This window comes from Saccharopolyspora elongata (assembly GCF_004348985.1).
GTDB lineage: Bacteria > Actinomycetota > Actinomycetes > Mycobacteriales > Pseudonocardiaceae > Saccharopolyspora > Saccharopolyspora elongata.
Genome location: NZ_SMKW01000080.1, coordinates 20,595 through 42,024, shown reverse-complemented (window position 1 = coordinate 42,024; position 21,430 = coordinate 20,595). Strand labels below are relative to the sequence as shown.

The window sequence follows — 21,430 nt, the reverse complement described above, 5'->3', positions numbered from 1 at the left end:
GGGTGGGAGGCCGGCCTCTCTGGCCCGGATCGCGGCCAGGGCGCTGATCAACGCGCCGCAGCTCTCGCCGAAGACGGCGGTCCGCGCCGGGTCGATGCCCCACTGCGCGGCGCGCTGCACCACGTGCTGGAGCACGTCCCAGCCGTCATCGACGGCTGCCGACAGCGGATTTTGCGGGTCGACGAGGCGGTGCTCGACCGAGACGACGACCGCGGGCAGCTGGGCGGCAAGGTGGCTGTTCACCCAGTCGCTCTGCACCGCTGTGCCCACGAAGCCGCCTCCGTGCACGTGGAGCACTAGTGGCAGGTCGGCCCGGTCGGCGCCCGTGCCGTCGAGCCCGGGCAATGGTCGGTACACCCGGACCGGGAGCTCGCGGCCGGGCAGCGCCACCTCCTGCCACCGGATCGCGGCGCCGGGATCCGGGTCTCCGGTGATCGCCCGCGCCGTGCTGGACGCCCGAAAGCGGTTCTCCGCCTCGCGGTAAACGACCAGCTCCTCGACCGTCATCGTCGACCAGTCCGGCTCCGGCGGCCGCTCCGCGGCAGTGACCTCACGCATGCCTTCTCCTCGCCCAGATGATTTCGCAACTTCGAGTATCGAAACCTACAGTAGCGAAATTTGATGCCGCCCGCAGCGAACACATCAAGATCCAAAGCTTCTGCGGCGGTTCGCGGCGAGCGCGCGGTGAAGTTCCACCCCTACTCGCCCAAAAGCAAAAGATCACCGATCTTGCGGTGCCTGCAAATGTCCACGACCAGCAACGATGATCACGTGCATGCACACGACGAAAGTCCAGATCATGCAGAGGCAGAAAAGCACCTCCGACGGTTCGAAGGCCACAACCTGCGCATCGGCCCTGGGCGCAAGGTGCACCGCGTCAAGGTGGGCATCAAGAACGGTCTGAAGCAACCGACTCCGGTTTGCGGACAACCTGTTAGCCGGTACCCCTTGTTCGACTGCGAAGCGGTCGACCTCCGCGCTGACTGCCGTCGGTGCCGGGAGCTGTGCGGCACCCCCGACCCCTGTGCAAGCGCTGACTTTCCCGAAGGTGACGACGGCCAACTCGCCCTGTTCGATGTGTGACCCCGCCTGACGCGACGGTGGCGCGCGTGGCTGAGCTCGTGGACCGTGCTCAGCGCGACGAAAGAGGCCACTGCGTTGACGCCGGTGTCGGTCCGGTTGCGTCGGACTCCATTGCTCAGCATTGATGTTGACAGTGCTCACATCCCGAGGCTAGCCTCATGTGAGCACTGTACACATTTGGGTGAGGGAGCTGCGCCGATGTCGTCGATCCACCAGGACGCGGTCGAGGTCGATCTGGGCGGCCGCACGATCGCGGTCCCGAAAGGCGGTCTGTACGACCGGTATCGGATGAACACCGATCTCGACGAAGTCGCCCGCGATCCCCGCGTCAGCAGCGTGGACTTCTTCCGGCGGCTGCCCAAGACCAGGGTCGACTCACCGATCGGTGCCACGCTCACCCCGAACTTCTACTACCGCATCTCGACCGCCCGGCTCACGATGCTCGCTCGGTCCCGCGCGATCCGCACCCGCCTGCCCGGAGAGCTGGCGCCGCTGGAGGTCGCGCCGGGTCTCGGGCTGATCTCGATCATGTTCTTCCGCTACGACGTGTGCGACATCGACTTCTACACCGAAGCCGCCGTCGGGATCGCGGTCCGGCCGGCGCGGCACGGCCGGCTCGGTTTCGTCGACCTCGTCGCCGCCCTCAAGAACGACCACCTCGATTCGTACGTGCTGTCCCTGCCGGTGAGCACTGATATCGCCCAGGTTCGAGGCCACGACGGCTACGGCTTCCCCAAATGGGTCACCGAGCTCGACGTCGGCATCGACGACAGCCGAACCACCGCGCGCGTGGCCAACGACGCCGGCGGGACAGACCTGTCGTTCTCGGTCGCCACCCCCGCCCAGACCGCATATCCCACCGGCGAGCGCGTTTCGACGCTCACCTCGTACACGTCGATCAACGGCGCGTGGCACTCGACCCTGAGCCAGACCAACGTGCTCTCCGCCGGAAGTGCGCGCTTCCCGCGCAACGTCGCCCTCCAGATCGGGCATGGCCGCATGGCGGACGACCTGCGATCGCTCAAGCCGCTCAAGGCCGTTCAGCTCGACGTCACGACCGAAGGCCAACTCGCCCTGCACATGCCGGTCCCGACCTCGGTCAAGAGCCGGGACTAGGAACGCGGGAGCAGAAGGGGTCAAGCGGCCCGCGATCGAGCACTTCAGCCGCAGTGAGGCCGATTTCCGCTTCCGGCCCGCCGCCCGCGACAACACCACGGAGCCCCTGCCATGCCCACTGACCACGCCCCCATTCTCGGCCTGCCCCCATCGCTGAACGCGGCCTTGACCGGGCGACTGACCGCGCGAGTCGCGGCCGCGGCAGACGCCGTGCAGGTCACCACCAACGCCCCGTACACCGGTGCCCCGCTGGCCGCCCTGCCGGTTTCGACACCTGCGGACGTCGACGCGGCGTTCGCGCGCGCCCGCAATGCCCAGGCGGCCTGGGCCGCCACGTCCATGCGGGAGCGGAAGAAGATCCTGCTGCGTTTCCACGACCTCGTTCTCGAGCGCCAGAACGAGGTGTTGGACCTGATGCAGGCGGAAAGCGGCAAGACGCGCCGCGACGCGTTCCTCGAAGTCACCGACATCGCGATCACCACCCGGTACTACGCGCGCAGCGCGCCCGGACTTCTCGCGCCCCAACGCCGCCGCGGCGCGATCCCGCTGCTGACCCGCACCACGGAACTGCGCCACCCCAAGGGAGTCGTCGCCGTCGTCTCGCCGTGGAACTACCCCCTGAGCATGGCCGCCGGCGACGCCATTCCCGCGCTCATGGCCGGAAACGCCGTCGTCCAGAAGCCCGACACCCAGACCGCGATCACCGCGCTGTGGGCACTCGACCTGATGCACGAGGCCGGCTTGCCGACCGGTGTGTGGCAGATGGTGCTCGGCCGGGGCAGCTCCATCGGCGGCGCGCTGATGGGCAACGCCGACTACATGATGTTCACCGGCTCCACCGCCAGCGGACGCCGGATCGCACGCGACGCCGGCGAACGCCTCATCGGCTCATCCCTCGAACTCGGCGGCAAGAACGCCATGCTCGTCCTCGACGACGCCGACATCGAGCGTGCCGCCGACGGCGCGATCGCCGCGTGCTTCCCCTCGGCCGGCCAGCTCTGCGTCTCCATCGAGCGCATGTACGTGGCCGAAGCCATCCACGACGATTTCGTCGCCGAGTTCGCCGCCCGCACCAAGGAACTCCGGATAGGTGCCGCGTACGACTACAGCTGCGAGGTCGGTAGTCTCACCAACCCGGCCCAACTGGACACCGTCACCGCGCATGTCGAGGACGCCGTCGCCAAGGGCGCATCCGTCCTTGCCGGTGGCAAGGCGCGACCGGACCTCGGGCCGCTGTTCTACGAACCGACCATCCTCGCCGACGTCACTCCCGGCATGACGCTGTACGACAACGAGACCTTCGGTCCCGTCGTCTCGATCTTTCCCTTCCGCGACGTCGACGACGCGATCGCGCGGGCCAACGCCACCCCGTACGGCCTCAACGCGAGCGTCTGGTCCCGCAACGGAGCCTGGGGCCGGGCCGTCGCCGCCCGCCTGCGCGCTGGAACGGTCAACGTCAACGAAGCCTTCGCCGCCGCGTGGGGAAGCATCGACGCGCCGATGGGCGGGATGGGCGACTCCGGACTTGGCCGACGCCACGGTGCCGACGGCATCCTCAAGTACACCGAGCCCCAAACGGTTGCCCACCAACGCGTTCAGGGATTCGACCCGCCGACTGGTGTCTCGCATCGGACCTGGGCCGCCATCCTGACCGCCGCGCTGAAGGTCCTGAAGGGAGTCGGCGTTCGCTAAGCGCAGTGGTCAGGCGGACGCGGCTTCGTTCGCGATTCGCGGGTACCGGCTATCCGTCTTCGATCGGTCCTCTTTAGACGGACACGGGGCGTCGAGTGCACGATCAGCAAGATCACGCAAGCCCTTGCCGGTACCGCCCCGCTACGTACTCTGGGGCATCGCCTGGGAAGCGGTGAACAGCGCGTGGACGGCGGCACGGACCTGCTCGGCGACCACCTCGGGGGTGGAGGCGTCGAGCTTGCCGTCGAGGTGCAGGAATGCCAGGCCGTGGACGAGGGCCCAGACCGCGGTCGACAGCGCATCCGCATCGCCCCCGGGGAAGATGCCGTGGACGATGCCGCAGACGTATTCCGAGATGGCGGCGGTCGCGGCGACTCGTTCCTCGTTGCCCGGATCGCAGGGCTCCACGAACATCGCCCGGAACAAGGCCGGGTGCTCGAGCGCGAAACGAACGTAGGCGACGGCGACCGCGGCGAGGTCATCGGCGGTTTCCGGTGAGGGATGCGCAGCGGCCAGGTATCCCGCGAGCTCGCGGTAGCCCTCCGCGGCGACCACGGAGACCAGCGCGTCGCGGTCCGCGAAGTGGCGGTAGGGGGCAGTCGCCGACACGCCGGCCCGCCGCGCCACCGCCCGCATTGACAGCCCCGTATCGCCGTCTTCTTCAAGCAGTTCCCGTGCTGCGCGCAGACAGGCTGCGCGCAGGTCGCCGTGGTGGTACTGGGCGCTCGCTTGCGGCACGGATCACGCTCCCTCATGTTTACAGTGCTCACATTGCCCCGTAATGTGAGCACTGCACACATCATAGGCGATGAAGACTTGGGAGGGGAACTCGGATGACTAGCGAGCTGTTCTCGCCGCTGCGCCTGCGCTCCGGTTCGGTGCTGGGCAACCGGATCGCGAAGGCGGCCATGGAGGAGAACATGGCCGGCGACGGCCAGCTGCCCGGCCGGCAGTTGCTGGAGCTGTACCGGCGCTGGGCCACCGGCGGCGCCGGATTGCTGATCACCGGCAACGTCATGGTCCACGCCGAGGCGCTGACCGGTCCTGCCGGTGTCGTGCTCGACGAGGCCGCGCCGCTGGAGCCGTTCATCGAGTGGGCCAAGGCCGGTAAGGCCGGCGGCGGGGCGCTGTGGATGCAGATCAACCACCCCGGCCGCCAGGTCCAGGCCGACATGCCCGGCGTCGTGTGGGGACCGTCCGCGGTGGGCGTCGACCTCGGTCGGCACAGCAGCCGCTTCGGGCGTCCCGTCGCCATGACCCCCGAGCAGATCGAGGCCACCGTGGCCCGGTTCGCGGTCACGGCCGCGCGCGCCGAACAGGCGGGTTTCGACGGTGTGGAGGTCCACGCCGCGCACGGCTACCTGCTGTCGCAGTTCCTGTCCCCGCTGGCCAACCAGCGCACCGACGCGTGGGGCGGCTCGTTGGAGAACCGGGCCCGGATGCTGCTGGACGTCGTCCGTGCCGTCCGCGCCGCCGTGTCACCGGCCTTCGCGGTCGCGGTGAAGCTCAACTCCGCCGACTTCCAGCGCGGCGGATTCGACGCCGACGACGCACGACAGGTGATCGCGATGCTCGAACCGCTCGGCGTCGACCTGGTCGAACTGTCCGGCGGCAGCTACGAAAGCCCGGCGATGACCGGCCGCCCCGCCGATGCGCGCACCCAGGCCCGCGAGGCCTACTTCCTGGATCTGGCGAAGGACCTGGTCGAGACCAGCCCCCTCCCGCTGATGCTCACCGGCGGCATCACCCGGCGAGACACCGCCGAAAAGGTCCTCGCCAGCGGCGTGGCGCTCGTCGGGATGGGCACCGCCCTCGCCGTCACGCCGGACCTCCCCGGCCGCTGGCGGGACGGCCGTGAGGCCGACCGGCAGCTGCGGCCGGTGACCTGGTCCGACAAGGCCCTCGCCTCGACGGCCAGCATGGCGCAGGTCCGCCACCAGATGCGCCGAATCGCCCGCGGAACCAAACCCACGCCCGGCACCCACCCGGCGTACGCCCTGGTCTGCGAGCAACTCCAGCAGCGACGGGCCCTGCGCCGCTACCGCGCCTGGCTGCCCGAATCACAGGCCGCTACGGCAGTGAGCAGGCCCGCGTAATCGGGCCGGCGGAACCACCTGCTTCATCGGTGGTGTGCTGCTGGGGTCGGGGGCTCTGCGATGAGGGCCTCTTCGGGAGTCAGCGCTTTTCCGCTCTGGTGAGCGATCTGGTAGGCGTGCTCATCCAGGTGCTCCCGCAGTGCCTTGGTGATCCGGTCGACATCTCCCCGTTCTGCAGGGGGAAGCGGCATGCGCACGGCGTCCCTGGCCGCGTGTGCGGTTCCGAGCAGCATGGCCGCGTATGCGTGGCGTCCGGCGAGGGCGTGTGCTCCCGCCAGGCCTTCCAGCGCCAGCGCCTTGGCCCGCGCGTCTCCCGTCCTGCGGGCCGCGGTCCAGCCGTCCAGGTGCAGGCGCAGCGCCTGGTCCGCGTCGCCACGCATCTCGGCGATGAAGCCGAGTTCCGCCAGGGCGAGTGCACGGCCGGGTTCGAAGGCCATTGTGGACTGCCAGTGCAGCACGTGGCGCATGTGGGCTTCGGCGGTGTCGAGCCGTTCCTCGCGGCGCGCGCCGAGACCGAGGCCGACCTCGGCGTGGATCTCACCCGGCTTGAAGCTGTGTTCGGCGGCGAGCCGCATCGCGCGCTGGTGGAACTCCCGCGCGCCGGCGTGGTCTCCGGTGAGCATGGCGACGCTGCCCAGGCTCGTCAGCCGGTCTGCGGCGTCCGGCCACATCCCGAGGTCCTCGGCCATGCGCAGTCCTTCGTGGTGGAGCTGCGCGGCGCGCTCGTAGTCGCCGGCCATCTCGGCGAGCGAGGCGAGCGGTTCGACGGTCTGCAACCGGCCCCAGTCGTCGGCGAGTTCGGCGAAGAGCGCTGCGCTGCGCTGCCCGTCCCGCGCGAGCCGATCGAGGTCGCCGCGCACGTGGGCCTGGTTGGCTCGAACGCTCAGCGCTGCCGCGATTCCCCAGCTGTCGTCCATGTCCTGGAACGCTTCCAGCGCCTGGTCTATGAGTTCTTCGCTGGCGGCCTGGTCGCCGACTCCGAACAACGCGAAGCCGAGGAACCACTGGGCCATGGCCCGCTGCTGCCCGTCGGTGATGTCGCGGGAAAGCTCTACCGCGACACCACGGCTGTGCTGCGTTCGCCCTGCGCGGTCGCCGACGAGCACGGCGAACCCCTCCCGCCACGCCCGGGCCTGGGCGAGCAGGGACGCCATGGCCTGCGGGTCGGTGCTCGTCTCGGGCTTCTCCGCCGCGGCGAGCACCGCTTCGAGCGACCGGCTGGACTCCCGGAGCCGGCCGCGCAGGAACCAGTACCAGACCAGCGCGTTGACCAGCCGGAGGGCGTCTGCGACGGCACCGAGCCGGACTGCGTCGTCGAGCGCTCGGCGGGCGTTGGCGGCCTCGGCATCCAGGAGGCGCAACTGGCGTCGCTGGTCGGGGCCGCGCAGTAGCGGTGCGGCGCGCTCGGCGAGCTCCGCGTAGTACTCGCGATGGCGCTGAAGTACTTTCTCGGTCTCGCCCGCCTCGTGCAGGCGGTCGAGGCCGTAGTCTGCGACCGATTCGAGGAGCCGGTAGCGGGCTTCCTCGCCGCTGTCGGTCATGACGACCAGCGAGCGGTCCACGAGGCGGGCGAGCAGGTCGAGGACGTCCTCGTGAGATACCCCTTCCCCGGCGCAGACGGCCTCTGCCGCCTGCAACGTGCAGCCTTCGGCGTGAACTGCGAGCCGACGCAGCACGGCCCGCTCGGGGACGGTCAGCAGATCCCAACTCCAGTCGATCATCGCGCGCAGCGTTTGCTGACGGGGCGGCGCGCCCCGGTATCCGGTGACGAGGAGCCGGAATCGGTCGTCGAGGCGGGTGACCAGCCCTCGCACGCCGAGAGCCCGCACCCGGGTGGCGGCCAGTTCGAGCGCCAGGGGGATCCCGTCGAGTCGACGGCAGATCACCGCCACGTCCCGGGCGTTGCCGGAGTCGAGCGTGAAACCGGGCGTCGCGGCGGCGGCCCGGGCGACGAACAGCTCGACCGCGCTGGAGCGCGCCACGGCGTCGAACTCCGTCTCGCGGGCGGGACCAGGCACCTGAAGCGGCGGCACGGCCCAGACCACCTCGCCGTAGATCCCCAAGGGCTCCTGGCTCGTCGCCAGGATGTGCAGGCCGGGGACGCGCTTGAGCACGAGCGCGGCCAGTTCGGCGACCGCCTCGACGATGCGCTCGCAGTTGTCGAGGAGCAGCAGCAGCCGTTTGCCGTCAAGTGCCTCGGCGAGAACTTCGGCGGGCGAAGGGGATTCGCCCGCATCTGGGAGCGCCAGCCCGGCCCCTTCCTTGATGCCAAGTGCCGTCATGACGGTCTCCGCCACGGCGTCCACCGCGTCCGCGCTGCCGGTGCGGCCCACAGCGGCGAGCTCGACCAGCCAGGTTCCGTCGGGGAAGTCACCGGCGAGCTGGGCCGCCGTCTCCAGTGCCAGCCTGGTCTTGCCGACACCGCCGGAGCCGGTCAGCGTGAGCTGCCGCGCGGTTGCCAACAGCGACTTCACCTCGGCCACCGCGCTCTGGCGGCCGATCAGCCCGGTGAGCGGGGCGGGCAGGTTCGTGATGGGGCGGCGCGACGGGGCCGCGGCAGGGGGTACGGCTGTCAGCGCCGGGGCCTGCTCCAACAGGGCTTGGTGCAGTGCGGTGATCTCGGGGCCGGGGTCCAAGCCCAGCTCGTTCGCGAGCCGGGTCCGCAGCTCCTGATATCCGGCCAGCGCATCGCTCACCCGCCCGCCGGCGAAGAGCGCGCGCATCTGGAGGGCGCGAAGCCGCTCGCGCAGCGGGTGCAGCACGACGAGCTCGTGGAGTTCCTCCGCCACGTCGAGGTGTTCCCCCAAGGCGATCCGTGCCTCGGCACGTGCTTCGAGAGCTGCCAGCCGGGTCTCTTCGAGTCGCGCGATGAGCGGACGTGCGAACGCCGCGTCCTCGAAGCCGGAGAACGCCGCGCCCCGCCATAGCGCAAGGGCGTCGGACAGCAGATCCGCTCGGGTGCCGGGGGCGTCGGCGACCCGGGCACGTGCCACCAGCGCACCGAATCTGCCCATGTCGACGCTCTCGGGGACCACACGCAGCACGTAGCCGTCGTCCCGCAGCTGCAGCAGCTCGCGGCCGCCCGCTTCGAGGCCCTCGAACACCTTCCTCAACTGCCAGACCCTGGTCTGCAGGGCAGCCGAGGGATTGCCGGGAAGTTCCCCCGCATCCCACAACGAGTCGATGAGCCGGTCCGCGGACACCGCGCGTCCCTCGTGCGCCAGCAAGGCGGCCAGCAGGGAACGCGTCTTGAGCACGGGCACGGTGACCGGCCTGCCGTCCGCTCCCCACACGACCAGCGGTCCCAGCACCCCGAATCGCATGGGAGCCACGGTAACGCAGCCCCACGACGTGCCCGAGTGCCGATGGAGAGCGCGTGGAGAGCAGCTCGTGAGTGGCCGGCCGCAGGCTGGTGCACGTTCCTCACCTGCCCAGCGCTGGGCAGGGCCGGCATACGCGATTCACAACCCGTGGAAGGACCCATGACGACAGAAGCTCAGGCCACGGCGAACCTCAGAGCCGGGTCCCGGGAGTGGCTCGGGCTGTTCGTGCTCACGCTCCCCACCATCCTCCTGGCGCTGGACGCGACCGTGCTGAACCTGGCGATCCCGCACCTCAGCGCGGATCTGGAGCCCAGCGGCGCGGAACTACTGTGGACGGTCGACGTCTACGGCTTCATGATCGCCGGTTTCCTGGTGACCATGGGCACGTTGGGCGACCGCATCGGCCGCCGCAGGCTGCTGATGATCGGGGCGCTCGGCTTCGGCCTCGCTTCGATCCTCGCCGCGAACTCCACCAGCCCGGAGATGCTGATCGCGGCCCGCGCGCTGCTCGGCATCACCGGCGCCACGCTGATGCCCTCGACGCTGGCCCTGATCAGCAACATGTTCAAAGACCCCCGGCAGCGCGGAGTGGCCATCAGCGTGTGGGTGACCTGCTTTTCCGTCGGCACCGCCATCGGCCCGGTCCTGGGCGGTGCTCTCCTGCAGCGGTTCTGGTGGGGCTCGGTCTTCCTGCTGGCCGTGCCGGTCATGGTGGTGCTCTTGCTGGCGGCGCCGCTGCTCCTGCCCGAGTACAAGGACGCGCAGGCGGGTCGCATCGACCTGATCAGCGTAGTGCTGTCCCTGGCCACCGTGCTGCCGGCGATCTACGGGATCAAGCGCCTGGCGGAGTACGGGACGGACGCGCTGGCTGCCGGGACGATCCTGTCCAGTGTGGTCTTCGGCGTGGTGTTCGCGCTGCGCCAGCGCAAGCTGGTCGATCCGCTGCTGGATCTGCGGCTGTTCCGGAACCGGGCGTTCAGCGCGGCGCTGCTGGTGCTGCTGCTCGGCCTCGGCCTGATGGGCGGGCTGTACCTGTTCATCACGCAGTACCTCCAGCTGGTGGCGGGCCTGTCGCCGATCGTGGCGGGCCTCTGGCTGCTGCCGGCCGCCGTAGCGCTGATCGCGGCCTCGTCGCTGACGCCCGCGATCACCCGCCGGGTACGCCCCGGCTACGTCCTCGGCGGCGCGCTGTCCGTCTCGGTGCTGGGATACCTCCTGATCACGCAGGTCGACAGCACCGGCGGTCTGGCACTGCTGGTGACCGGCTTCGTGCTCATCTACACCGGCATCAGCCCGCTGATGGTGCTCGGCACGGACCTGGTGGTCAACTCGGCGCCGCTGGACAAAGCCGGTTCGGCAGCGGCGATGTCGGAGACGGGCATGGAATTCGGCATCGCGCTGGGCATCGCCGGCCTGGGCAGCGTCGTCACCGCGGTGTACCGGAACGAGATCGACGACGCGTTGCCGGCTGAAGTCCCGGAATCGGTCGCGGATGCAGCGCGCGACACGCTTGCCGGCGCCAACGCCGTGGCCGGGAACCTGCCTGGTCCGGTGACCACGCAGCTCCTGGAGCAGGCTCGGGAGGCGTTCACCAGCGGCCTGAACCTAGCGGGCGGAATCGCTGCTGGCATCGTGGCGGTGCTGGCCGTCACCGCGATCGTGCTGCTGCGGCACGCACCGTCGGGCGGGCAGGACGAGGGAGACTGAAAAGCCACTCCGCACTGGTGCGCAATTGCCAGCCTCCTGCATCGCACGACTCGTCCACAGTGCGCTACGGACAGACACTGTCCATGGTGGACGCGCCAGGTCATCAGGGTAATTGCAGGATGCGCCCACGAGTGTCCTGGAATTGAGACACCTGTCGCCGAGCGCTACGACAACATGCGCCGCGCCCACGGCGAGATGGCCTGTGTTCTGTGCCGGCCGGGTCGCCGCTACCGCTGCTCTTCCGCGGTGACCAATCTTCGGCGGGACCGGGACTGGTGACGATCATCGACGCGTAGCCTCCGCGTGCGACGACCTTCAGCCGGGAGCTGGGAGGTCTCCAGGGGACAGGTGTGTCGGCATGCCGTCCGCGCCTTTGCCGCCGGTCGGTGGAATCCGGGCCGCACACCGAAATGGCCACGGAGGAATGGGCAAGTGGGACGTGGAGAACGCTGGTCCACGCCGACGGTTCCGGCAGGGCGTTGGCCTTGCAGCGCAGCGAGTCGCCGGCCGAGTCCCATCCGCGAATCCACCTTGATCTGTTCGTGGACACCACTGCGGAGCAGGAAGCGGAGGTCGAGAGGCTCGTCGGGCTCGGCGCAAGCGTGCTGGACTGGGATCTGTACCCGCCCAACCCGGATTTCGTCGTGCTCGCCGACCCGGATGGCAATGCCTTCTGCGTCGTCGACCTCAGCCGGGCGCCATCTGGCGATCATTGAACGAGGTGCCGACGTCTTCCACGGCACCGTCACCGTCGCCGCGATCTGGCTCTGGCTTCGTCCATGATCCGGGTGGCCGTCGGGGGTCGCCTGCACCGCGAAGTTCACCCAGCAGCGAGCCGCCCGCGCACCTGCGGTGCGGGGCGGCTCGTTGCGTTGTTCCACCGCCCCTGCGCCCTCGACGGAGTGCAAGCGGAACAACCGCAGGACCCACCATGTCGGGCCCTGCTGACGCCCTGGACGGGGGAGGAGTCCAGGACGTACGGCGAGGATGGAACGTCACTGAGATCCTCGCGTGGGGGAAGCTAGACCTGTCGGGGGTAATTTGCACATTTGCGTTACCCACGACGGTGGTGGTAATGGGGGCGGGCTTCGCGCTTCCGCCAAGTCCGCCGGCGCCCAGAACGAGACGGGAACTTCGACCGGGCGAGCAGCAGGGGTCGTGCGAGGTCTTGCGTCAACAGGCGAACACCGACCAGCAGATGTCGTTGCGCAACCTCTGGTCATCAAGTACGAGCTCGCGGATCGCCTCCGGGAGCTGATCGCGCTGCCACTGGCACTCGAGCCGCCCTGCGGCCTCGCTCAAGCCTTCCGGTGCCGCCGCACGGGCAGCCTTGATCGCGTAGGCGGCCGCGCCGAGCTCGTGCGCGGCGACGTGGGCGACGACCCCGGCTTGGCCGGCGGCGTACGCGGCATGCCGTGCTGCCCCGCGCAGGTCTCTGGCTGCCCCCATCGCATGGCCGCCCGCCGCGCGAGCCCGCATCATCTTGACCTCGCCACACACCCAGGCCCGGGCATGCTCGATCGCCTGGCGCGGTCGCGGGTCCCCAGGCCGGGCCGACTCGAAGAGGTCGAGGACGTGCTCTGCGCACGAGGCCGCCCATAGGGCGAGGAGACGGTGATCCGCATCGGTGAGAGTCCCACCCCGGCGGATCGTCACGAAGCGAGGGTCCCGGATCTTCGGGAGGATCATGCCTTGCGCTCCTTCCCGCGCGCATCGGCGCGACTCCCCGCGGTGTGCCCTGACGACCGATCAGCCGCCTGGCGCAGGGAATGATCCAGAGTGCTCATCAGCTGGGCGACACGACTTCTGCCGATCGCTGCGGGCGGGTAGCGGCGGAGCACGTCGATGAGCACCGGTGTCGCACGCCGCCGCGACCGTTCCAGCAGGGTTTCCCCGATCGCGGGGTCACCGCCCGCCTCCATCTCCCCAATGCGCGCAGCGCTCGCGGAGGCTCGCAGGATGTGGCCGACCTGACCGGCCTGGGCGATGGGGTGCAGGTATGCGGCCGATGCGGCGTCACCGGCGGATCGCGCGGCCAGTCGCGCGGCTTCGGACGGTGCGGACCGGGCGGCTCGATGAGCGTCGAGGGAGGTGATGCGCTGCAATTTCGTCCTGTTCGCACCGTTGATGAACGCCCAGGCCGCGTCGATCGCTGCACGGGGGCGCGGGTCATCGGGAACAGCTTGCTCGAAGACCGGCAGGACGTCCTCTGCGTGCCGAACCACGTAACGCGCCACGACGCGCAGCTCGTCCATCGTCAGGTCGAAGTCTCCGGACACGGTGTGCGTGCTCTGTGCCATGTCCCTGAATCGTATCCTTGAAAGCTCGGTTGAAACTCTGCGACGAAGATCCACGCACATGCGCCGGAAACCCTCAACCAGAGATCACATGCGGCCATGGACCCGGCTCGTCGGCGTGGCCTCTCCACGCAGGCGGTCCGCAACCCGTGTGCAGCAGCAGCGTTGGCTCGGCTCCACGCCGGAGCGCGGTGCTGGCTGGGAGGGAGTGCGGGACGTTAGGGTTGGAGGCCTCGGCTGGGACTACTGGCTGAGGGAGACCGCACGAGGAATGCGACAGCCAGTTGGAGCGTTCGCGTTGGTTCCTTCGGGGTCTGCCTGTTGGAGTGACAGGCATCGATGTCGTTGCGCTGGATCAGCCTTGTTCTTCTTCGCTGGCTGCCCTCATCAGGAGGTGCAGCAGCATGACCACGATTTTCCCCATCCCTGAGCAGGCGCCGGCCGCCGTCCTTGGCGACACGGCCGTTCCAGCCCGCACAGAGCCGACGACGCGTTTCTGGGTGCGGCGTCCCAGCCGCCACATCGTCGTGGTCGGTGCGACCGGCGACCTGGATACCGCGACCACCCCACGATTCGCCGAGCTGCTCACGCCCCGGTTGGCGTCCGTAGTGGATGCCGTTGTGATCGACTTGTCGCGGCTGAACTTCCTGGGCGCGGATGCCCTGCGGGTGCTCATGCAGGCCCAGCAGCGCGCCCAGGCGCGAGGGTTCGGCTTCCGCTTGATCACCGGTCCGCCGTGTGTGGCCAGCGCCCTGCGGGCCGCCGGCATGCTCGACCGGTTCGACGCCTACCCCGCGCAGGCCGCCGCGGTTGCGGCCTGACTCACCCGTCCGGACCACCCCACTTGCACCAGCTTCGGCGCGGTCAGCCCGACAGGGCATTCGGATCTGGGCTGGCGGCGACGGTGCGCTTGTCGCGGACGTTCGTCGTCGTCCCCACCCACGAGGTCGAATCCTGTTGCCGCGCGTGTGGTTCCGTTGGCGTTGCTGGTCCCGGCCGTGTGCAAGCCGTTTCGCACGGGATTACCGGGCGGCCTTGAGCCGACCACTTGCCGGCCTCGGATGGGCAAATGTCGTTTGTTTGGTCGAGGGCGGCCCTGGGTAGGGCAGCGGCTGTGAACAACATGTGGAACCCGATGGAGCGTGCCAGATGAGCGTGTCATGGCAGACCGTCCATTCGGGCGGGACTGCGACGGCCTCCGGCGTGGTGGAGGTGCGGGCTCCGGCTCGGCCGGGCTCGTTGACGGTGATGCGAGTGGTGGCCGCCGATATCGCGATGCGTGCGGATTTCGACGTGGACGCGATAGCCGATGTCCGTTTGGCGGTGGAGGAGGCCTGTGCGTCGCTGGTCAAGCTTGCGGCTCCCGAAGAACCGTTGGTGTGCCGATTCAGCGCTGATGACTGCCGGATGGCGGTCACCGCCGAGGTGACCAGCGCACATCCGGTCGGGCCGAGCACCGCAACGTTGAGTTGGCGGGTGCTCACCGCGCTTGCGGACTCGGTGACCACCGAGGTTCTGCGGCCTGCACATCGCAGGCCGCTCGTGCGCATCGAGATGACCAAGGAGGTGGACACCGGGTGAGTGATACCAAGCCCGAGGCCGGCCGAGGTGAGTACGACGCGCTGTTCCCGCTATTCATCAAAATGTCCACACTGGACAAAAGCGGCCCGAGGTACGCCGCGGTGCGCGACGAGTTGGTCACCGGGCACCTACCGGTCGCCGAGCACATCGCTCAGAGGTTTCGCCAGCGAGGCGAGTCATACGAAGATCTCGTTCAGGTCGCCACCGTCGGTCTGATCCATGCCGTCGACCGATTCGACCCCGGCCGCGGGATCAGCTTCCTTTCCTTCGCGGTGCCCACGATCACCGGCGAGGTACGACGGCACTTCCGCGACACCGGGTGGTCGGTGCGCATGCCGCGCAGGCTGCAGGAACTGCACCTGGCCGTCTCGGGCGGGATATCCGCGTTGACCCAGGAGCTGGGGCGGGCCCCGACTCCCAGCGAGTTGGCTCGCCATCTCGACCTCGGTCTCGATGAGGTCCTCGAAGGCCTGGAAGCCGGTAATGCCTACCGCAGTTCCTCCCTGGACGAGCTGATCACCGACGACATCCCGCTGGCCGACGCTGTGGGCGTCGACGACGCGGAACTCGCCGAGGTCGACGACCGCGAAACGCTACGTCCATTGCTGGCCCAACTCCCCGAGCGCGAGCAGCGCATCCTGCTCATGCGATTTTTCAAGGGCATGACTCAAACCCAGATCGCCCAGCAGATCGGTATCTCCCAGATGCACGTCTCCCGGCTTCTTGCCGGCACCTTGGCCCGACTGCGTCGACAGGCCGCCCCTGCCGAACCCGTCGATGCCGCGCCGGCCACCAAGGCTGCGAGCGCCTGACCGCAAGCCCCAGTGGAGACCACGATGTTCGCGTCGACTCGGCGTCCCGCAAGCAGCGGTGACCACGAACATCCGGGCCGGCTGCGCTGAACTTCGTGCCCGGGGAGCAGCGCACACCTACTGGTTCTCGTCGCTGCGGCGCGCCCGACGCCGGTCCTCGGCTTGCTTTCGGGCCCGTTCCTGCTCGACCGCCCGGACCTGCCGCGGGCTAGCGGTTCCTTCTGCCACGGAGACTTCTGCGTCGATCAGCCGCTGCTCTCGCTCATCGACCCGACCAGCCCTGAGCTGCTCGTCGGGATCGGGACGGTCGGTGCGGACCGGGTGATCCCGGCGGTACGGGTTGTCCGGCGGGAGCCCGCCCGAAACACGCCCGTAGAACCCGAGCAGAAGCATCAGCAGTCCAGCGATGATGCAGAAGAGGGCGGTGGACAGCTGGAAGCCGAGCACGTTCCAAGATGTGTGCAGCAGGGCCAACTGGACGATGCCGCCGAGGAGGAACAGGGCGCCGAGGACCGTGCTGACCGACGAGGCGATCCGGCTTCCCCACACGGCCGAGCAGATCAGGATCAAACCCGCGACCAGCGTGCTCACCGAGACCGCGCTGGTCGTCGCCAGCCCAGGAATGGCGTATCCGGACGTCCACGGGAGTTGCAGCACTCCGACCACCAGCAGCACGACGCCGAGCACGGCGGCGCCGAGCCGGTGCGTCAGGTGGACTCGGTTCGACGAGATGCTCACGGCTTGCCTCCCCTTCGCAGGCTGAATCGGCACTCGATCTCTCGATTGCCCGATAGGGAAGTTGCGAAACTCGTACCGAAGGTCGAGTGCCGGCCAACACCGCCCGACGGACGGTCCCGGGGAGGAGACCCCGCAGCTCTCGGTGATGTCAGCCAACGGGCTGCCCTCGGCGAAGACGAAGGATTGCGCCTTTTACAGGCGGTCAGCGCCAAACACCAGGTTGCCGCTGAAGTTGACAAAGATAGCGGCGACGCCAGCCGGACCCCCGGACTCGCCTGGCGAATGATGCCAGCGAGCAGGACGCAGGGGTGCTGACCGCCTCCACGTGAGTGGAGAGCACAAGGGCGCGTATCGGGTCGTGATCGATGAGTACCGCAGCTTCCGGGGCGGGTGCCCGTCTGGGGTACAGGGCCCGGCGATCTGCGGCTGCGCCGTGTGGGCGCGAGTGACCGGAAGCGATGCCGCGGGCAGGCAGCCGGGCCCGAAGACCCTGCTGCCCGGTCGTACGACGCGTCAGATCACGGCGAGCCGGTCCACCAGCAGCTCCGCTCTCCGCTCGGCGTCCTCCGTGGGCAGCCGTCCCGCCCGGGTCAGGGTCGCCAGCCCGTGCAGGGCCGCCCAGAACACCTCGGTGAACAGTGCCGGGTGGACGCCTTCCCCGGTGACCTCACCGAGAGTCTCCAGCAGGGCGGCGAAGGCGTCCTTCAGAGGCTCCGGGGTGTCCTCGTGCGCGAACGCCAGGCCGCCGTCGAGCTGGAACATGGCGTCGTAGACCGCCGGATTGCGCTCGGCGAAGTCGAGGTAGGCGCGGGCGAGGGCGGTGACCCGGGCGCGTGGGCCGTCCGCGGCGGAGGCCGCGGCCCGCAGCGCCGTGGCCATCTCGGCGGCGCCCTCCAGGGCGACGGCGCCGATGATCTCGCGCTTGCCGCGGAAGTGGCTGTAGAGGACGGGCTGGCTGTACTCGATGCGCTCGGCGAGCCGGCGGGTGGTGACCGCGTCCCAGCCCTGCTGCTCGGCGAGTTCGCGGGCCGTCGCCACGATGAGGCGCTCGCGGACCGCCCGTTCGCGCTCCTTGCGTTCTTGGACCGACATGATTCGATCCTAGCGCCGCTAGCCAAGCAAGCGGCAGTAGCGCTAGCGTTGCCTCATCATCTAGCAGCACTAGATTCCACGAGGGGTAGTCATGCTCAACGCACTTGAGATCGTCACCACCGTGATCGTCGGCCTGATGGTGGGAGTGGAGTTCTCCGTCGCCTTCGTCATCAACCCGATCCTCAACGCCCTCCCCGACGACAGCAGCCAACGCGGCCGAAGCCACGGCGGCCGAAGCCACGGCGGCCGGATGCTCGGCGCCGTCATGCCGGTCTGGTACATCGGCTCGCTCGTCCTCGTCGCGGTCTGGGCCATCGCCGGATGGCACCACGACGGCGCCGGACTCGTCGTCACCGCCGGCGCGCTGCTGATCCTCAGCGTGGTCATGTCGCTCCTGCTGCTCGTCCCGATCAACAACCGGGGCAAGACGTGGACCACCGAGAACCGGCCCGACGACTGGAAGGAGCAGATGAACCGCTGGGACCGCTTCCACTACGTCCGCGTCGCCGTCATCATCGCCGCCTTCGCCCTGATGGTCGCCGCCCTCGCCTGAGCCTGCGGGCCGACACCACGCCGGGGACGCACAATCCCCACTCCCCGGGCGGCAGCGGGCCACCGAAATCCCGACATCGGGGAATGCAGCTGCCGCTGAGAGCCCACAACTGCGATCCCGACAAGCTACGCCCCTCGATGACCTGCGCGGCTCTGGTTCGGTTGAGGTCTTTGATCCAGATCACCGAGGCACGCAGGTGAAGCCCGGCGAGGTAGCTTTCCGGGGTCTTGTCGTAGCGGGTCGCGATGCCCCGCCACGCCTTGAGCTTGCTGATCAGGCGCTCGACGGTGTTCCTCTCCTTTGTCTGCACAGCGGGGAGCTCTACGACCTGATCAAGGCGTTCAGCAACACGCCAACGACCGGCGGTTTGATCTCTACAGCTATCGGAGGTCTTGTGGAGGTCGACGGGTAGAGGACCACCCGAACCTGACCGCAGTGGTCGGCTTCACCTTTTCCCAGAGACCTGCCGGGGGCCTGGGGGCGGCGAGCGCCCCAGAAATTTGCGCGCGGAGGAGTCGATGGTCAAGATCATGCTCCCTTGACGCCCACACCACAGGGGCGCGATCCTGCCCCGGATATGGATCTTCCAGAGTTGACTCAGGCGGAACGCCGCCTGTGTGAAGCCTTCCCCCAAGGCAGGCATGTCGTTGTCAGCCCGGGTTCCGAACCCGGCGCTGACGCGGCCGGCGGCGAGTCCTGGGGGCCGGAGCGGACCATCCGGGCCGAGGTTCTGCGCGATCTGCTGCTGGGTGAGGTGCGGCCCCCGGCGTTGCTGTCGATCTCCGGCGCGAAGATCATCGGCCAGCTGAACCTGGACTTCATGCAGATCAGCTTCCCGGTGCAGTTGGTGGGCTGCTGGTTCGCCGCCCCGGTCACCGCCCAGTGGGCACAGCTACGGCTGCTGCAGTTGTCCGGCAGCATCCTGCCGGGCCTCGACCTGGACGGCAGCCACATCGACGGTCACCTGTGGCTGAGCCGGTGCCGGGTACGGGGCCTGTCTGCCGTGCACGCCAGTGTCAAAGGCGATGTGATCCTTGACGGCGCGGTTCTCACGCGCAGAGGTGATGAGGCGGAGGCTGCCATGGTCGCCCACAACCTCACCGTCGGCGGTGGCCTGCGCGCCCGCGACATCACCGTCGACGGCGGGATCGTACTGCGCACCGGGCGCATCACCGGCAACCTCACCGTCGATGACGCGCACCTGACGGGCGGTCCTGGACCGGCGCTGCACTGCACCGGCATCGGGCTCGGCAGTGCCCTGCTCGCCCGCAACGCCACCGTCGACGGTGAGATCCGGCTGTCCGGGGGCACCTTCGCGGGGCCGGTCAACCTGCACGGAGCCACCATCACCCACCCCGGCCAGGTCGCCGTCGCTGCCGAACACGCCCGGCTGGACGAGCTGCTGTGCATGACCCACACCACCGTGCACGGGCTTACCCGGCTGGATGCGGCCCGTATCGCCGGGTCGCTGCTGCTGGCCGACGCTCGTCTGGACAACCCCGGTGACGTGGCGCTGGACGCCGCCGCCGTGCAGGCCGGCCGTGTCGAGGCTGAACGGCTGCGCGCGGACGGGACCGTAAACCTGCGTGGCGCGGTCATCAGCGGGCAGGTGAACCTGGCGCACGCGGACTTGTCGGCTCCCGCCTCCACCGAACCACCCACGGCCCCGAGGGCAGTGGCGCTGCGGGCCAGCAGTTGCACCATCGGCGAGCTGTGGCTGATCTCCAGCCGGATCCAGGGGGTGCTGAATCTACGCCGGTCCCAGATCGGCCAGCTGTACCTGACGCCCGAGGCGGCGCGGGCGCCGATCAGGATGGACGGGCTCACCTACACCTCGCTGATCCCGCGCCTGCCCGCCGATCAGCGAATCCGTACGCTCCAAGCCGACCCGGACGGCTACCTCCCGCAGCCGTACCAGCAGCTCGCCGCCTCCTATCTGGTAGTCGGCGACGACGCGGCGGCCCGCGCGGTCCGGCTCGCCGGTCAGCGGCGGCGCCGCGCCACGCTGCCCTGGCGGACCCGGATCTGGGGGCACCTGCTGGACGTCACTGTCGGGTACGGCTATCACCCAGGGCGCGCCGCGCGCTGGCTGACGCTGCTCACCGCCGTCGGCGCGGTCGTGTTCGGGCTGCACCACCCGCCCCCGCTGAAACCCGGGGAAGCCCCCAACTTCAACCCACTCATCTATACCCTTGACCTACTACTGCCGATCATCGACTTCGGCCAGGAGAAGGCATTCAAACCCGAGGGCGTCTACCAGTGGCTGTCGTACCTGCTGATCGCCTCCGGCTGGATCCTGGCCACCACCGTCATCGCCGGGCTCAGCCGGACCCTCAGCAGGCAATGAGCGAACCTCCGCCTGCCCCGTGTAGACGGTCGATTCCTCAAGGCTCGAGCCAAGGCCATCGATCTGGCTTGAAAACGCCGACCGACTCGGTGTTGGCAGGCAACAGCAAACTTTGTCCACTGTGGAAATCGGATCCGTGGGTTCAGGGTTCGATCCCCTGGCGACCCCCCCAAAAAAAACCAGGTCGCAGACCTGGGGTTTCATGTTTGGTGTACGCCGAGCCGCGCTTTTCCCACACATAACGCGGAACGCCAGGTGCGGTTTATGCGCCGATCTCCTTGCGTAGCGAAGTGGTGAACGCCTGCAGTGCGACGATGGTCTTGTCGTGGTGCTCCTTGTCAGACGACTTGGCGCGCCAGCACGCTTGAACGTAGGAGTTCGCATGATCACGGGTCTCCTGCGTGCACAGCAGGTGGATGACCGAGCGCCCCCTCTGGAGCCTGCAGCACCAGTTTGAGACCGATGACGCCGAGGATGATCGCCAGCCCGTGGTTGAGGTGGGTGAGCTTGGCCAGCGCGGTGTGCAGCACGAAGTACAGGGCGCGCATCCGAGTAGGGCGAAGGCGTTGGTGGCCCACAGGAACAGGGTGAAGACCATGGGCAGCGCGAGGTAGAACATCGACCAGCCCAGGGCTTCGCGGACCCTGACCTCATGTGGCCGGCGGGTGATCGCGAAATCGACGATCAGCAAAGCGAGCAGGACGGCGATGCTCTGGGTCATAGCCGGGTTGGCGTGGCCGAGCTGGTCGGCGATCTCGCGGACGGTTTGCCCGGACACTGCTACCGCGTTCCACTTGCCGGGTGACACCGTCATGTCCGCGGTACTGGGTCATGGCGCGCCAGCTGTCGATCTTCGCGTATGTGGGGATCTCCGGTTCGGGGACCCACTTGCCGTCGACTCTTCCGTAGGTCCGGATCGTGCCCCAGGTGCCAAGCTGCAGTGGAGGGCGAACCATGATCATCTGCAAAGGTGCGCCAAAGGGCAGGCTCAGC

Annotated in this window: 18 protein-coding genes and 2 pseudogenes; 11 read left to right on the top strand and 9 right to left on the bottom strand. The window is 68.9% G+C overall.

The window, feature by feature from the left end; genetic code table 11:
- A partial coding sequence (locus E1288_RS37790) for an alpha/beta hydrolase fold domain-containing protein (protein ID WP_165968473.1) occupies positions 1-558 on the bottom strand: 558 nt, incomplete at its 3' end.
- Between the two features lie 186 nt (positions 559-744).
- Here E1288_RS37790 and E1288_RS37785 point away from each other — a divergent pair.
- The 3 genes from E1288_RS37785 (at position 745) to E1288_RS37775 (ending at position 3,891) form a co-directional block, all read left to right on the top strand.
- Complete coding sequence (locus E1288_RS37785) at positions 745-1,083, top strand: hypothetical protein (protein ID WP_132493484.1); 339 nt, start codon at positions 745-747, stop codon at positions 1,081-1,083.
- Positions 1,084-1,281: 198 nt separating this feature from the next.
- A complete protein-coding gene (locus E1288_RS37780; protein WP_132493483.1) occupies positions 1,282-2,199 on the top strand; it encodes an acetoacetate decarboxylase family protein in 918 nt (305 codons plus the stop codon).
- Between the two features lie 111 nt (positions 2,200-2,310).
- The gene (locus E1288_RS37775; RefSeq protein ID WP_132493482.1) at positions 2,311-3,891 is read left to right on the top strand and encodes a succinic semialdehyde dehydrogenase; all 1,581 of its coding nucleotides are present in this window, start codon (positions 2,311-2,313) and stop codon (positions 3,889-3,891) included.
- 141 nt (positions 3,892-4,032) lie between these two features.
- On the opposite strand, the gene E1288_RS37770 is transcribed toward E1288_RS37775, so the two are convergent.
- Entirely contained in the window at positions 4,033-4,629 is a 597-nt protein-coding gene (locus tag E1288_RS37770; protein ID WP_132493481.1) for a TetR/AcrR family transcriptional regulator, read from the bottom strand.
- Between the two features lie 95 nt (positions 4,630-4,724).
- Here E1288_RS37770 and E1288_RS37765 point away from each other — a divergent pair, with 95 nt between their 5' ends.
- Complete coding sequence (locus E1288_RS37765) at positions 4,725-5,987, top strand: NADH:flavin oxidoreductase/NADH oxidase family protein (protein ID WP_132493480.1); 1,263 nt, start codon at positions 4,725-4,727, stop codon at positions 5,985-5,987.
- A gap of 23 nt (positions 5,988-6,010) precedes the next feature.
- Here the strand turns inward: E1288_RS37765 and E1288_RS37760 are convergent, their stop codons facing one another.
- Entirely contained in the window at positions 6,011-9,310 is a 3,300-nt protein-coding gene (locus E1288_RS37760) for a BTAD domain-containing putative transcriptional regulator (RefSeq protein ID WP_132493479.1), read from the bottom strand.
- A 159-nt stretch (positions 9,311-9,469) separates the two neighbouring features.
- Here E1288_RS37760 and E1288_RS37755 point away from each other — a divergent pair, with 159 nt between their 5' ends.
- Together E1288_RS37755 and E1288_RS37750 are read left to right on the top strand one after the other, a co-directional pair.
- Positions 9,470-11,017 (top strand): MFS transporter, encoded by a 1,548-nt coding sequence (locus E1288_RS37755; protein WP_132493478.1) that lies wholly within the window; start codon positions 9,470-9,472, stop codon positions 11,015-11,017.
- Positions 11,018-11,502: 485 nt separating this feature from the next.
- The gene (locus tag E1288_RS37750) at positions 11,503-11,733 is read left to right on the top strand and encodes a VOC family protein (protein WP_235884095.1); all 231 of its coding nucleotides are present in this window, start codon (positions 11,503-11,505) and stop codon (positions 11,731-11,733) included.
- Positions 11,734-12,190: 457 nt separating this feature from the next.
- Here the strand turns inward: E1288_RS37750 and E1288_RS37745 are convergent, their stop codons facing one another.
- Together E1288_RS37745 and E1288_RS37740 are read right to left on the bottom strand one after the other, a co-directional pair.
- A complete protein-coding gene (locus E1288_RS37745; protein WP_132493476.1) occupies positions 12,191-12,706 on the bottom strand; it encodes a putative immunity protein in 516 nt (171 codons plus the stop codon).
- Complete coding sequence (locus tag E1288_RS37740; protein ID WP_235884094.1) at positions 12,703-13,317, bottom strand: putative immunity protein; 615 nt, start codon at positions 13,315-13,317, stop codon at positions 12,703-12,705. The genes E1288_RS37745 and E1288_RS37740 overlap by 4 nt, the downstream gene beginning before the upstream one ends.
- A gap of 323 nt (positions 13,318-13,640) precedes the next feature.
- Here E1288_RS37740 and E1288_RS37735 point away from each other — a divergent pair, with 323 nt between their 5' ends.
- The 3 genes from E1288_RS37735 (at position 13,641) to E1288_RS37725 (ending at position 15,707) form a co-directional block, all read left to right on the top strand.
- Positions 13,641-14,135: an STAS domain-containing protein gene (locus tag E1288_RS37735; RefSeq protein ID WP_207954773.1), complete on the top strand. Its 495-nt coding sequence runs from the start codon at positions 13,641-13,643 to the stop codon at positions 14,133-14,135.
- A 328-nt stretch (positions 14,136-14,463) separates the two neighbouring features.
- Entirely contained in the window at positions 14,464-14,895 is a 432-nt protein-coding gene (locus E1288_RS37730) for an ATP-binding protein (RefSeq protein ID WP_132493474.1), read from the top strand.
- On the top strand, positions 14,892-15,707 hold the full coding sequence (locus E1288_RS37725; protein ID WP_235884093.1) for an RNA polymerase sigma factor SigF: 816 nt from the start codon (positions 14,892-14,894) through the stop codon (positions 15,705-15,707). The genes E1288_RS37730 and E1288_RS37725 overlap by 4 nt, the downstream gene beginning before the upstream one ends.
- A gap of 117 nt (positions 15,708-15,824) precedes the next feature.
- Here the strand turns inward: E1288_RS37725 and E1288_RS37720 are convergent, their stop codons facing one another.
- Positions 15,825-16,445, bottom strand: a complete 621-nt coding sequence (locus E1288_RS37720) for a DUF308 domain-containing protein (protein ID WP_132493473.1) — start codon at positions 16,443-16,445, stop codon at positions 15,825-15,827.
- Between the two features lie 513 nt (positions 16,446-16,958).
- A complete protein-coding gene (locus E1288_RS37715; RefSeq protein ID WP_132493472.1) occupies positions 16,959-17,537 on the bottom strand; it encodes a TetR/AcrR family transcriptional regulator in 579 nt (192 codons plus the stop codon).
- A 91-nt stretch (positions 17,538-17,628) separates the two neighbouring features.
- Between E1288_RS37715 and E1288_RS37710 the strand changes: the two genes are divergently transcribed.
- Positions 17,629-18,090, top strand: a complete 462-nt coding sequence (locus E1288_RS37710; protein ID WP_132493471.1) for a DUF1772 domain-containing protein — start codon at positions 17,629-17,631, stop codon at positions 18,088-18,090.
- Positions 18,091-18,238: 148 nt separating this feature from the next.
- Here the strand turns inward: E1288_RS37710 and E1288_RS50580 are convergent.
- Positions 18,239-18,466, bottom strand: a pseudogene (locus tag E1288_RS50580) (hypothetical protein); the annotation flags it as partial.
- Positions 18,467-18,682: 216 nt separating this feature from the next.
- Here E1288_RS50580 and E1288_RS37700 point away from each other — a divergent pair.
- Positions 18,683-20,437, top strand: a complete 1,755-nt coding sequence (locus tag E1288_RS37700) for a membrane-associated oxidoreductase (protein WP_132493470.1) — start codon at positions 18,683-18,685, stop codon at positions 20,435-20,437.
- A gap of 428 nt (positions 20,438-20,865) precedes the next feature.
- On the opposite strand, the pseudogene E1288_RS50745 reads toward E1288_RS37700, so the two are convergent.
- Positions 20,866-21,017, bottom strand: a pseudogene (locus tag E1288_RS50745) (TerC family protein); the annotation flags it as partial.
- Positions 21,018-21,430 lie beyond the last annotated feature (413 nt).

Coding starts and splice junctions, on each gene's coding strand:
- E1288_RS37785 (WP_132493484.1), top strand. CDS start 745: ATGTCCACGACCAGCAACGATGATCACGTGCATGCACACGACGAAAGT.
- E1288_RS37780 (WP_132493483.1), top strand. CDS start 1,282: ATGTCGTCGATCCACCAGGACGCGGTCGAGGTCGATCTGGGCGGCCGC.
- E1288_RS37775 (WP_132493482.1), top strand. CDS start 2,311: ATGCCCACTGACCACGCCCCCATTCTCGGCCTGCCCCCATCGCTGAAC.
- E1288_RS37765 (WP_132493480.1), top strand. CDS start 4,725: ATGACTAGCGAGCTGTTCTCGCCGCTGCGCCTGCGCTCCGGTTCGGTG.
- E1288_RS37760 (WP_132493479.1), bottom strand. CDS start 9,310: ATGCGATTCGGGGTGCTGGGACCGCTGGTCGTGTGGGGAGCGGACGGC.
- E1288_RS37755 (WP_132493478.1), top strand. CDS start 9,470: ATGACGACAGAAGCTCAGGCCACGGCGAACCTCAGAGCCGGGTCCCGG.
- E1288_RS37745 (WP_132493476.1), bottom strand. CDS start 12,706: ATGATCCTCCCGAAGATCCGGGACCCTCGCTTCGTGACGATCCGCCGG.
- E1288_RS37740 (WP_235884094.1), bottom strand. CDS start 13,317: ATGGCACAGAGCACGCACACCGTGTCCGGAGACTTCGACCTGACGATG.
- E1288_RS37730 (WP_132493474.1), top strand. CDS start 14,464: ATGAGCGTGTCATGGCAGACCGTCCATTCGGGCGGGACTGCGACGGCC.
- E1288_RS37715 (WP_132493472.1), bottom strand. CDS start 17,537: ATGTCGGTCCAAGAACGCAAGGAGCGCGAACGGGCGGTCCGCGAGCGC.
- E1288_RS37710 (WP_132493471.1), top strand. CDS start 17,629: ATGCTCAACGCACTTGAGATCGTCACCACCGTGATCGTCGGCCTGATG.